The organism is Paenibacillus chitinolyticus (genome assembly GCF_045038035.1).
GTDB classification, from domain to species: domain Bacteria; phylum Bacillota; class Bacilli; order Paenibacillales; family NBRC-103111; genus Paenibacillus_F; species Paenibacillus_F chitinolyticus_A.
Genome location: NZ_CP173427.1, coordinates 1,581,440 through 1,595,076, shown reverse-complemented (window position 1 = coordinate 1,595,076; position 13,637 = coordinate 1,581,440). Strand labels below are relative to the sequence as shown.

Genomic DNA, 13,637 nt, shown 5'->3' with positions numbered 1-13,637 from the left:
AGAACATACTGATTAGACAACATGTTGTCATAGAATATACGTTCTCATGGAATAAAACCCCCTTGCTGCTAATTCGACAATATAGGCAGTTAGTCCTTGTTTATGTGAATTAACACAAAAAAAGACGACCACTATGATCGTCAACTTTCATGGTTTTTCAATTTCTTTCTAATCTTCTGTATGTGTCTTGACTTTACTACGTTAACCCGTTCCAAAGGTCCAAATATTCGTTCAGCCCTATCGACATAACTAAGGAAGTTTCTATTTTTCAAATCCTTGCTAACCTCATGATATCCAAACTTCCGATAGAGACGCATGCTTTTTATTATTACTTTTGTTTTTGAATCATCTTTGCTTCTCAGAATCTTCTTTATATTTCGATTCAACTTATTATAATACTTCGAAATGGTCTTATCCCTAATAGTTACAGCATTCCCATCGAAAGAAAAACCTAAGTAATCAATTTTCTTTTTTCGTGTCATACATAATAAAGCATCGCGGATTTCAAATGAGTCTATGTTGCCTATACTGCATTCAAAAAGTTGGGTTTTATCAGGCTCCAACACCAGTGACGGTGTTGCATGTATGATTGACATCAAGAAGGCAAGTTCTTGTTCCAATGGTAACGCCTTATCTTTTGGAAGGATAACAATAAAATCATCGCTATACCTCATATACATTCCATCTTTGGAAGTAACATATGAATTTATCTTAGCATCGAACTCAAGCATGTATATATTTGACAACACAGCACTTATTGCCGATCCTTGAGGAATGCCGAACGACTTTTTATTTGAAGTAACCATGTCCTTCTTTAAGGCCTTAAATTTACTCCAAGGTATCGCCAAATCTTGTTTGTTTAGTCGCTTAATTCCAGAAAGATTTAACAAATGCCCATTTTCTTTCAAAAGGTCGGATAATTCCCATGTTGAATATTTAGTGATGTTTTTAAATACCGCATAATAATCGTTAGGAAGCTTATCTTTTTGAAGCAGCTGACACATTCGCTTTTTTAAGTATTGATGGTCAAGGCTGTCGAAAAAGTTTTTAAAGTCCCCGATGACGACATAGCATTCTTTAAGTTCTTTTATTTTGTCAAAAGCCTGTTTAGCAAAATGAATATTATTCATGTGCAGATTGTTGCGATACGCAATCGAGCATTGATCAAGACCGTCAATAGATACTCTATTGTTATATTCTTCATTTAATTTATAGGCGTAGTACTGATAGATATACCGATCCATGTGTGCGGAATAACAAATTTCACGGTTTTTGGTACTCTTACCTTTGGATTTACTATACTTCGTAATTTTCAATGTATGGTGGATAAAAGGAAGAAAGCCATGAGTTTTTATTTTTAGTGGATCAGAGATATAATCCCATGCTTCATTTATGGTTATTTTTCTATCGAAATGGGCATAGCCTCGGAATTTCACCTTTTTCTTCCACTCATCCACAGTCATAAATTCCCCCATAAAGTGCAATACCTGCCAACACGGGGGGTAGCATCCCTAAGTTGGCAGGTATGATGTAATTGTATTGCAGCCACCCGTACATTACGCATGAACAACTATGCTATGATAGTTGAGGAGGCGTGTTCAATGTGGAGTGCTTGTTGGTTGATGTGTGAGTTCGTGTCCACCAGTGAACTGTGTCAGTGTGTCTTGTGCGTGCTACTGCTCGCCAGACCCTTGACTTCAATCTCCAACCCTTACAGCAGGTCTGCAAGGCAAAATTATAGTATCATAGTTTCATAGATTTGGCAAACTAAAATTCGACAAAAAATTGTGACTCTCGCTCATTCGACCCCTAAAGCCTTAAACACAGCATCTTCCGCACTCTGGTAGAAGATAATATTGAAGCAGCCAATCAATTCAGACGGGACAGTTCCAAGATCAACTGCTGATGTAATTGGAATCAAGACCTTCTTGGCTCCACTGTCCAAGCAAACCTGCAATGTATTCGCCAGTTCTTCGACTTTCATGATCGTGCCACCGATACTTAAGTCACCCAACACTACTGAGGAACTTAGAGAAGGTTTATTCAAGGCCACCGAACATATAGCTACTACAGCAGGTAAGGTCAGATACTTGGTCATGCCAATACCGTTCATGTCCTGGATGTGCATGAGGTAATCTTTTGTGGTCGTACTAATCGATCCACTAATATTTTTACCATTCGCTTTTAAGTACCGATACGCCGTATCAACAGCTTCCCTAGCTTCACGATCCGAACCAAGACCGGTTTTCTCAAATTTCCCGGTACCCGAGGTCATTTGCATCTCTAATTTGTAGACCCCAATCATACCAGACTTTCCATGCGATACCGTGTAAATATGACCGGGCTTGCCCATTCCCTCCGGAATTAGCTTCCCACCGCCCTGCTCTGGAACTGGAACAAATTCCTCGTTGAAAGTTTCTTGATCTATATACGAAAAATTCACATCATAGAATTCCATGCCACCGATCTTTTTCAACTGCTCTTTTACTCTTCGACGCATTTCCAAGGCGAACCTCAGAATTTCCTCAACGTTCTCTTTGGTGAATTGCCCGTTGGGGTAAATCAATTTGGTTAATCCTGACACCGTTCTTCTTACCGCGATTACATCTCGCTGGTTCAGATTATTGCCCAACTTAAAAAATTTCTCAAATGCATCTCCGTAGGAGATTTTACGAAGCTCACGCATGATCTCCGCAAAGTAGTCCGTAATAAAACCGTAATCATTCGTAAAATATTCAGGTCGATATTTCGGTATTTCCCAACCAGGGATATAGCAATGCATGCGATCAAGGAATGCAGAATCGTTAGCCATTGCAACTGGGAACGGATCAAACAAGTGTGACGTCTTTAATACTACGTCGACACTTTGATTAATGTTGCCAACGAATGTCATGGAAGCATAGGCATTCTTCTCTTCCTTGCCTCTTGCGAAAGAACCAGAAGCCATATAATCTTTCATGATTTGTACGCCGTCTTGATCTTTAAACTTGATACCTGCCACTTCATCGAACGCTACACAATCCCACAAACCAACGAGCCCCACCGTTTTGCTGCCCATGTTGTAGAATAAATTGGCTACTGTAGTCTGACCACCGGAGACAAGTATACTATTGGGGCTAATTTCTTTATAAATATGGGATTTCCCCGTTCCTCTCGGCCCCAGTTCGCACAGGTTGTAGTTATTTTCTATAAGTGGAATCAATCTGGCCAAATGCAGCCATTTGACCCGTTTATTAAATTGTGAAGGTTCCATCCCTGTGCTTCTTAAAACAAGATCAATCCATTCATCGTCGGTAAAATGGGCTCTTGCTTGCTTGACTTCCTCGATATCCAAACTCGGCATCTGTATGGGTGTCAGCTTGCGGATAATGAACGGGCAGCGATTTTTGTCGGCTTCATCATAAAAATATTCCAGTTGGACAATACACCAAATCCCCCCGCAGAGAAGTCGCTCATAGTCGGAAACGTATGTTTCTGCAATAGGAACCCCTTTAATTCCAAGATTGGAAAATTCGGATTCGTAGATATCATTCTTATAATTTAATTTGACAGAAACCTTATCAATTACAGTATAGCTGCCACGTTCGCGCAGCTTGGAAATAATCTTCTGCGCTTCATCCGGACGTACATAGTTTTCGGCCAAGATTTGTTTTACATTAACGACCCCGGCTTCAATCTCCTCTTCATCCATGGTTGAACAATACATCCCGAGCAAATATTCCAGGACATAGACCGGAACGTTAGCACCTTCTTTGATTCTCTTGGTCAGATCTTTCCTGACAATTTTCCCAGAGAACCAGGTTTTCAACTTTTCTATCATTTCCAATTGGCCATCCGTCCCATGTTGAACGTCGTCGAACACAAACTCACCCCCCTACACATTGAATCCAAAGTCATTTGCAAAAGCAATATCCATCACTACCTCATGGCGAAGGACTTCCAAGCCAGTTGTTTCATCAAATGCAACAAGATAATATCGTTTCGACTTATCGTATTGTTTATTTTTAAAATTAAAGCGGAGGCGGAACATTCGTTTTTGCGGGTCGGCATCTTTCTTGTCTGCAATATAAATGTTCTCGTTAGAAATCTTCTCGTTGTCTTCGGATATGAATACAATCTTGAAACTTGTTCCCTTCAGGACATCACTAATCGGCTCGTTCTGAATGAAATCAAGGGTTGTAATCAAGTTCGTAATTTTCTGAACCATACTGATCAGCGCAATCTGGACGGTTCTCGTCTCTTTATGCCCTTTTTCCGTTTTAATATCCAGCACTGGAATAATCATTTCCTGCGGGGATGACCCGCCATGTACATAGTTCTGACCACCGCCAGCTACCTTGAACACGTTAGAACTGATCGGGAATGATACCACTTTGGTATCATTATTGCCAAGAATTCGGCTTAATGGCAAAGAAGCAATTCCATCCCCCAGAATTGATTGATCGGATACAATAAAACGCCGGTTAACAAACGATCCTTTCTCGGAAATATTCGCGATCTTATCGCTTTCCTGCAGCTTGTCGCGCTTATAGATAAACCCGTGATCCGCAGTTACGATATAATGAGTAGCACTTACATGGTCTGTGAGCTGACGAATCAGATCGTGGATTTCATTTATAGCTTCCTCACAAGCAGTAAAAACCTCGTTCTCAGTATTAGCTTTATCGCCGCGGGCATCAATTTGATTATGATAAATATAGATGACGTCCATCCCGACAAATAACTGGCGGATCGCATCCCTCTTCATCGATTTGAGGTCGTCATATTGAATGCAGCGGCTATTTGGATTATAGCGTTGCAACACAACTTCACGTTGTTTTAGATCATCACAAGATGCCCCATCCACCAGTAAGCGGTAATCATCTGTCATTTCAATTGTTTTGTGTGGAAGGAGTGTCGCCATTCCAAGTCTTGTATAAGACGGCAATACACCGAGCATGGCTTCGAGCCTGGCTGAGCATTTCTCATCATCCTGTAATCTCGCCCAAAGCGTACGGCCTGTCTCATAGCGCATGGCATCAGATATGATGACGACTACGCGCTCTTTGCTGTTGCGAATATACCGGGAATAGAAATCACGCTGCATCGGCAGTGCCGTCATAGATTCATCGTTAATAATAGCCGCATTCCACTTGGGGATGATTTCGGCCAGGTATTCATTGGTATAGATGTTCTCGATCAGATCGCGCAGGCGTTCAAAAGCAGTACTATCTTTAAGCTTGTCGAAACAAGAATAGAAATTTCGATAATGGGTATCAATGAGGTAATCTGACTCACGGTATTGATTGACAATCCCTATGAAATCATCGGGACAGTTATAATTTGCTTGAAGAATCAAGTAATAGGCATATTCCAAGAGCTGATACTGTTCTTTGTAGGTTTCTCCAAAATGCATTTTGCTTCGCTCCTGACATACCAGCGGGATGGTCATGCCATTCAACTTAGCACCGGTATCCTCAGCCAGGAGCCGTTCGGTGATCCAGTGGATGATCATTCGGTCAATAAAAGTAAATGTATCGCATCGCAACAAATCTTCCGGACTTATAGTTTCCAATGCGGAAGAAGCATTCAATCCCGTCGCCACAACCTCGGAAAGCTCGTTGTATCTGCCGCGGTAAAGCAGGCTATTCATCAGATTATCCAAGAAAGCAATGATATTGCCAGATTTATAAGAAACATAGTTCTTCCAGGCCTTAGGAACCTCAGCATCCATATATCGCTCCGTGTAGGTCACGAACATGGTAACGACCAGCTTTTCAAGCGTCGGTTTTACATCCGTATAGCCAAATTGATCTTCGCAAAGCCTCCAGAAAGCAGGAAGGATATCGTATTTCTCAAATTCTGCAAGAAATTTGTTATCTTTCAAATCAGCATCAGTCAAAACGACACGAACAACTTCCTCAAAGGAAGCTGTTCGTGTCTTACAGAGTACGCTCATCAGTGCTATTTCGATCGTATCTCTGGTAAAATTCTCAATCTCAAGATCATAAAATCGTTGGGTTCTGTCTTTTGCCCCAAAGAACTTGATGTACTTCTGAATGAGCGGCTTATACTTCTCATCAATTCCGAGATCAACGGTGAGTAGAGAAGCACGGTCGGCAAAAAATTCTTTGGAATACTTGATGGTATCAGCCAGATGATTATCCCGAACGGGCGGTTTGGGGAACGGTGCATAAATCAGATAATTGGTTGTTCGATCCAACCGCTCCAGAAAATATTTGGTATAAAACTGGTTGTCCGGCTCCAAATGGTACACTTTGGCATTATTTAATTCCAGTGTATCAATATCATCAGCAAATTCAGCATTATCGTCGTACCAGAATACCAGCTTGCGGGTATCGCCAGTGAACTCAGCATTCAGCTTGTCGGCAATTTGTTTCAAATTCAGTTCAGCCATACGACCCGCTCCTTTCCATCATGATTAAATCTTCGCCAGCACATCCAGCTTCTTGCCGTCTGTTCCCGTCTGCACTTTATCGTAATTGACTTTCACGCCATCGTCCAGATCAATCGGATTACGTGCAAGAGCTAGGTGAGCGATCTTTTCGTCATACTCTTTGGTTTCTTTCAACTGCCGGGTCAACTTTTCTTTCCGCTTCGTGGCCGCGGCTACTTCTCGCGCATTATTGCTGTTGTCAATGGTGTCCTGCATCCGCGCAATCTCGCTCTCGTAGACACGTTGCATCCGGTGAAGATAGTCAATACGCAAATCGCCGATGGTATCTTCGTTATAACGATGCATGTAGATCAAAGTCTTGAAGCCGTCTTCCTTCCCACTATCAAAGAGCCAGTAGATTGGACATTTTTGATAAACTTTGCAATGATCTTTAAAGAAGTCCTTCAGGAAGTAATTCCGGATGACCTCTCTAGAAGTATTTCCTTTGTTGCCAAGTGCTTTGGCGATGAAGTCCAGATTTTCTTCGAGAGTATCTGAGCCAAACGACTTCTTCAGAAATGCACAGAACAGGCCTACAATGTCATCTTCGAAGTATTCTTCATCGGTGATAGGAATGATATTATCATTATCCGGGATGAAAGTACTGTATTTGCTATCATCCCATTCCCCTCCGGCAAAGGCCAATCCCTCAAGATCAAGGCTATAACGGCCGAACATACAGCCAACAGCATAAGAGACAAAGGAGCGCACATCACGACCAAGATCAGCTTTTCGGATTGTAACGTCTTTCTCCTCAATTTCTGATGTAAGCTCATTTTGCAAGCCGTAAATGTCAATGAAAACGCGGTTTAATTCTTCTTCGCTAGATTTAAGTCGAGAAAACTGATTATTGGTGAACTGCTCCCATTCTAAAAAAGCATCATGAAGTCGATTACTTTCAGCTTGATGAATTAAGAATGGATGGCGTACAAAATCCCAACTAATTTCAAATGAATTCCAATCTTCTTTTGAGATTTGAACACATTGTCGAGAGAGTAAATCTATTCTTTCCTTTTCGTAAATAGATGGAGATATCACGGGAATTCTTTTTAAATCGCCCACCTGAGTTGTTGTAGTAGGGTTAAGAGAATCAATATATTTCGGTGTTAATTTACTATTTAGTAAGGCAAGTGCAAACCATAAATTATTTTTATCCGGAAAGCCACAGGAACCTTTTACATCAAAAACAAACCCTTGTTTACAATACCGTGCGGCGAATGTCCGCCCTGAAATATCCGACCACGTAATACACTCTAAGCAATAATATTGTCTTGATGGTAAGTGATTGCCTTGGTTACTCAAGATATTATAATAATACTGATTAAACTTGATTACATAATCATTATTACCATACCACTTTATCTGTTTACCTCCCTTATTATACGGGATATATAAACAGCCTGAGTTATGAAAACTTTCAACCGAGGGATAATTCAATCCAATCTTTTCTTTTTCAACTTCAAACCAATAACGCAAAAACCGCTCATTTTCTCCGGTCGTTATACCGGCTCTTGGTCTCCCGTACTCTTCAAATGGTTCACCGATTACAAAACTACTGCGCATTTGATTGCTAAGCCAGTATGAGAAGGGAGTTGCTTTAATATCCAAAAATTCTTTAGAGCGGCAATGATAAGATACATTGGAATCTTTAATATGCTTGACTTTCTCATCGCATGAAAAATCAACTAATCTAACATAATTTGACAAAAATTCTGCACAATAAAAATTTGACTTTATAACAAAAGCTGTAGTTTGTACTACTTCTCCATTTATTTCTGGAAAAGCATCTGTACCCAAATGTATCATTGTAGAAAAGGTGTGCTTTGTAATTAATTTATATCGCAGCTCTTTGTAGTCATCAGTAAACATAAATGAGTGTTGAGTTACCATAGCAACATATTTATTATTTTTAGAAAACGTTAGAGATTTATCAATAAAGCAAGTATATAAATCAGATTTTGAATCTTTATAATTCTTCTCAACAAACATTTTCACCTTGCTATTCATGCCTTTTCTGCTTCCCATATATGGAGGATTGGTTACAACCACATCATACTTCTCCGCCATTACAGCAGCGATCTCCACTAGTTGACACAACTGCTTCTGGGTATCCTCCAAGTCAACGGTCTCCAATGTAATCTGGCCGCTCAAATTTAAGCTATCAATAAACCGGCCCAGAAGTTCCCAATTTAGAATATCGATATTTAGAAGAGAGCCATACTCCTTAGCATCCTTCGTCGTATCGAGCAAATATCCTATCTCTGTAAGGGCAGTATTATATTCGATATCGCTTAGACCTTGACCGAAATATTTCAATTGCGAGCGATTTATCCCATTGCTCTCCTGAATCGAATATACATGGCACTTTGTTTGACCATCTAAGATGCGACGGTTATATTGTCTACCTTTCATCATTACAGCAAAATAAGCCAGTTGATAGGCACGATTGTCTATATCCAAACCATATAGATTGTTCTCTATTATGTTTTTTGCAGCATCCCGCTGGCTATATCCATAGCTCTCATAAATCTGCATCAGCACATCAAATGCATATACCAAAATATGACCGCTTCCCATGCATGGGTCGATAACCTTGATATCCTCAGGCTTGATGTTCTTGTACTCTTCCCGGATCGCAATCAATTGTGCCTGAACTTCCGGTTCCTGCTCAGCCTCATCCAAGTAATATTTCCACTTGGCTTTCAACTCGTCGTTCGGGTGCCCTTCTAACCAAAGACGACCCAGGCTGTTCTCAACCATATAGCGGACGATCCAATCCGGAGTAAAAAGTTGAGTAGCCGCGGGAATTCGTTCTTTCGTAATCTTCACATTCTTCTTCAGCAAGGCAAAGGTTTCATCTTTCGGCTCGGTATTATAATACTGATACAGCCAACCGATGATCTCAACCTGGCCCTCTTTTTCCACATTGAAATCATCTTCCGGAATGTCGTGAACCAATCGATAGACAACGCCATCCTTGTCGGTAAAAGACACGTTCATTAATAGCTCGGTGTAGTCGTTGGTTTTCTCAAATAACTCTGGCAGTATAGCATTCAATGCATTACACTGTTTGATAAATAGCATCCGGAAAAGCTCATCCAGCTTATTCTCATTTTTCAGCTGAATGATTCGATCTTTCTCAAAAGGCGTATAATCCAAGTCTGCATCAAAAGGAGAAGTCACCAAGTCCGGTTCGATCTTGGAACTGCTCTCCGAAGATAAAACCCTGATTCTGGACGGTAAATAATCGTTCACTTCCATAAACCGCACAGCAATGAGGCGGTTAAACCATGTATAGGCAACCTCTTCAATGACGCTATTATAAGCAGTTTTATAATCAGACTGTTTTTCTTTTTTTTGTATGATATCGACCAGATTTCTACGCTGCTCAATTTCCACACCAGTGATGGAATAAGGTTCCTTGGCGCCGATGTCAAAGAACTGAACATCTTTCGTAGATTGCGGGAGGGGATTTTTTACCCCCTTCCCCGTAACCCCTATTAATCCTGCCTTGTATGTGATCTCTGCAATGAGCTTCTTTCTTGCCCATATGGCAAAGTTTTTAATTGCGGTCTTATTCATCTGCAGTGTCTCCCTTAGAACTCAATATTGATGATGGTATCTGCGTCCAACTCTTTCAGAATCCGTTCCTTAAGCGCGGCTATATATTTGTCAACATCTTGCGGGGTTTCAATCTGCCAAGAAGCGGCAAGGTTCACGCTCTTAATACTAATGTTTTTTCTTTTCTTCATCTTTGGTAACAGCTCTTCACCATGCTTATCGCCGCCATTTGTACCATAAGTTCCAGACCCTTCCGCAATCTGCTGATCTTTCTTGGAAAGCTCATTGAGAAGGCGTACTTTCAACGCATCGGCTTCCACCTTAATATTCTGCATAGTCGCGACATTGTTGCATGTTCTCGCCTTTTCCATAATTTCAAGGAAAAGCTGATGGAAGCGGTTAGTAAATTGGTCCTTGTATTCCTTTGTATCCAATACATCAAATACTCGTTTCCGGGCATCTTCTATCGCCGCGATCACGGGAGCTTCCATATCCTGCAATAATTTCGCATAAAGCTCTGTAAATTGATCCAATAATACAGGCAATTTAGGAATTTCACTATAAGGAGATTCTTTTTTCAGGATCGCTTTAATTTCATTAACAACTTGTTCGACTTTTTCATCTACGATAAATGTCTTACTTTCCTCGTAAATTTTCATTAGGTTCAGAGCTTTCTCAAATACTTTCTTTTGCTCCCCGTCAAAGAATAATTTGACCGGTTCATAATCTTCGGCAAAATCAAGATAATCGTCCCGATCTGCATGAAGCTTCTTGAAGAATTCCGTTGGGGACTGAATCTGAAGAATGGCACGAAGCAAGTTTTTTCCGTAAGCGACAACCTTCTGTCCAGGGAACGATTTTGCCTGGTACATGATTTCAAATTTATCCAGCTCATTCAATATGTCTCTGCTGTACTTCTGGAAGCTCTGCATCATCGCATCATCATCTTCATTGACGCTGGAGGTACCGAATAATTCCTTCATGACTTCGCGTACAGCCTTCTTTTGGCTGTCGGATGCTTTCTCTCTGCGTTCAGTCAACAGCTTCTCAACAAATTCTCTCTTGGTAATGTAGTTGATAATTTCTTCATGCGATTTATTCAGCAAGGTCACACTTGTTCCATTAACGGTAAACGAGATATCGCCGTTCTTGAATAGTTTGGCGACGAGCCATTCCACATCATCCTCCACGAAACCATACGGTGCCTTCATAAAACGATCCATCAAACTCTTCATAGATGTCTTCATGTGCATGGAAGAATTACTGGAAATAAAACTGAGCATATCCTTTAAAGCATGGATGTTCGGTTCGGTACTGCCCTCCAACGAAAGAGTAAGCTGATTTTCATTCTTAAACAAGGCGCGAATATTCGCTTCACTCATGGGAGTGTCAATATACGATAGTTTATGATAAACGATCGAAATGAGTCGTCCCAGTGCATCATTCATTCTTGCTATGATGTCTTTTGAAGCAATCTGGGCTTTGTCCCCATTCACATAAATATCAGCATTCTTCAAGGATTCGATCAAAAATAACTTAGCGTTTCCATTTCTTTCGCGCATCTCCACACGTTTGGCTTCCTTGATCTGTTCAAATTTCGTCAGTGTGCTGGAAGTATTTAGACGCAAATACTTTTCGATTTTCAGAGCACTCCTGATTTCATCCAGAAAGGCGGAATCATTGGGGAGTACGACAAGAATTTCCCTCCCCTGTCCTGAGATCATGCGCAAGGTAGTTTCATCGGTGCTGTAGTCAGTACTCGGAGTGAGTACTCTTATGCCGATATCGTAGCTCTGGTTCGATTTATAAGGACGATCATCCACAAATCGGTTGTAGGCAAAGTTATACCTGCCATTAAAGGCCGGGTAACGATATTTTTCACCTTTGAATATGTCATCAAAGATGAGCTCCGAAACTTTGCCAATGACTTCGGCCATCTCCACATTCTGGCTCTCAATTTCACGGTTGATCTCCTGTTCTTCATTGGTCAAGAACACATAGATATCGCCAGTCTTCTGAATCAATGTTTGATTGGCGAGAATTTTCAATGCTTCCTCTACTTGCTTTTTCAATTTCATTCTATCGGTATCAATATCTGCGATCATTAAACTGGTAATATTATCAATGTTGGCTTTAATCTCTTTGACGTATTTGATCATGAACAGCGTTTTCAGTACGTTAACAGCAAAACAGTCATCCAGCTTGTCGGGGTTAATATAATCGTTATCCATTGCGCGGCTAATGACACCCTTATGACTGTGATCCAGGAATTGATGCAGCGCATCGTAGAACATATTAAAGGGGATCAATGTACCGGCTGGACGATCCATCAGTTTTACCGCCGATTCCTTAAACAACGCAATCATGGAACGCTCGCCTTCAGCCAAATGCTTGCCCGAAGCCCCATGAGTTCTGATGGAGGTCAGGACGCTGCCCAGCAAATTGAACTGGTAAGGCACAAAAGGATAAACGGCTGCAAAGTCGCAGTCGTCTGCGTACAGTTTCTTTTCTATACCGTCATTGAACACAATCAGGTTTTTGATAATGGTAGCTTTCTGTTCATACAGCAATCTTAGCGTCTGCTCAGCTGTCGTATTTTTATCCAAAATTCTCTTCTTGATCACCTCATCGACATTGGCTGAAGAAAGAGACAGACGGGTATCGAATCGTCCTTGAATCTTGGAGAAGTCGTTCCCCTTCGTCTTGGTAATGGAATCAATGTCCTGTTGGCTGGTAACGACAATCCAAACCTTGCCCTTGCAAGCCGTCCCCAGATCCTCGGTTACCGTTTGCAAATTAAGCATCAGCTTGGAGTCATCCCCTATGTACTGGCCGATCTCATCCACCAGGAATACAATGTGATGATTATTTCCCTTCCGGTCGATATATTCTTTCACCAGACGTGCAAAATTTTCAATGCTAATGGAGTACGGTTCCGTCGCTTTCTCGCACCAGTTTCGAGCAGCAACCTCGCTCATAAAGCCCATTTCAGCCAATACTTCCACTATGCTGTCTTGAATAAAATCAAACTTATGTCGGGATTCTTCCCATGGCTTGCCGAAATTCTTTTGAAATAGGTTCTTAAATTCTTCATAGCGGTCTTCTTCAACAAGTTGCCTTTCCAAATCTGCCAGAAATGGAATGGAGCCGCAAAATCCTTGCATTTCGTTAAATACTTTAAGAAAAACGGAAACAATGGCATCTTTGGATTGTTTTCCGGTCATTTCACTCTTAGAATCAATGTTGAACAGAACGACATCCGTAGGAACACTAGCCGCAAGCTTCATGTCTGCCAGCACCATTGGATCAACGATTTTGTTATCTTCTATGAAGTAATCAAGTGCTTTCTTTCCTTGCACTTCCTTATTGCTGAGCAAGTAAGAAAGGATTTTCAGAAAGTGAGATTTACCACTGCCAAAAAAGCCGGAAATCCATACACCCATTTTATCGGTGTACCCGTTAATCCCTTTCTTATAACTGGAGAAGAAATCCGCAAAGTGCTTTTGCAGTTCTCTTGTCACAACGTACTCTTCAAGTTCTTGCTTAATATTTTCTTCATCACCTTGGCCTACTTTGATGACACCTTTAATATCCCGATCGATTTCTCTAACGAACATTTCCTTGATCTTCATATCATCAG

At 41.0% G+C, this 13,637-nt stretch carries 5 protein-coding genes; all 5 read right to left on the bottom strand.

The genetic code is table 11. The annotated features are described in order from the left end of the window. Positions 1 to 140: 140 nt before the first annotated feature. The 5 genes from ACI48J_RS07320 to brxC all read right to left on the bottom strand — a co-directional run bounded on the left by ACI48J_RS07320 (position 141) and on the right by brxC (position 13,629). Complete coding sequence (locus ACI48J_RS07320) at positions 141 to 1,463, bottom strand: reverse transcriptase/maturase family protein (protein WP_405082303.1); 1,323 nt, start codon at positions 1,461 to 1,463, stop codon at positions 141 to 143. 335 nt (positions 1,464 to 1,798) lie between these two features. Next, positions 1,799 to 3,820, bottom strand: coding sequence for a protease Lon-related BREX system protein BrxL (brxL, locus tag ACI48J_RS07315; RefSeq protein ID WP_405083192.1), 2,022 nt, complete (start codon positions 3,818 to 3,820; stop codon positions 1,799 to 1,801). A 54-nt stretch (positions 3,821 to 3,874) separates the two neighbouring features. Next, a complete protein-coding gene (gene pglZ / locus ACI48J_RS07310; protein ID WP_405082302.1) occupies positions 3,875 to 6,397 on the bottom strand; it encodes a BREX-1 system phosphatase PglZ type A in 2,523 nt (840 codons plus the stop codon). Between the two features lie 24 nt (positions 6,398 to 6,421). Beyond that, on the bottom strand, positions 6,422 to 10,018 hold the full coding sequence (gene pglX / locus ACI48J_RS07305) for a BREX-1 system adenine-specific DNA-methyltransferase PglX (protein ID WP_405082301.1): 3,597 nt from the start codon (positions 10,016 to 10,018) through the stop codon (positions 6,422 to 6,424). Between the two features lie 14 nt (positions 10,019 to 10,032). Further along, positions 10,033 to 13,629: a BREX system P-loop protein BrxC gene (brxC, locus tag ACI48J_RS07300; protein WP_405082300.1), complete on the bottom strand. Its 3,597-nt coding sequence runs from the start codon at positions 13,627 to 13,629 to the stop codon at positions 10,033 to 10,035. Positions 13,630 to 13,637: the final 8 nt, after the last annotated feature.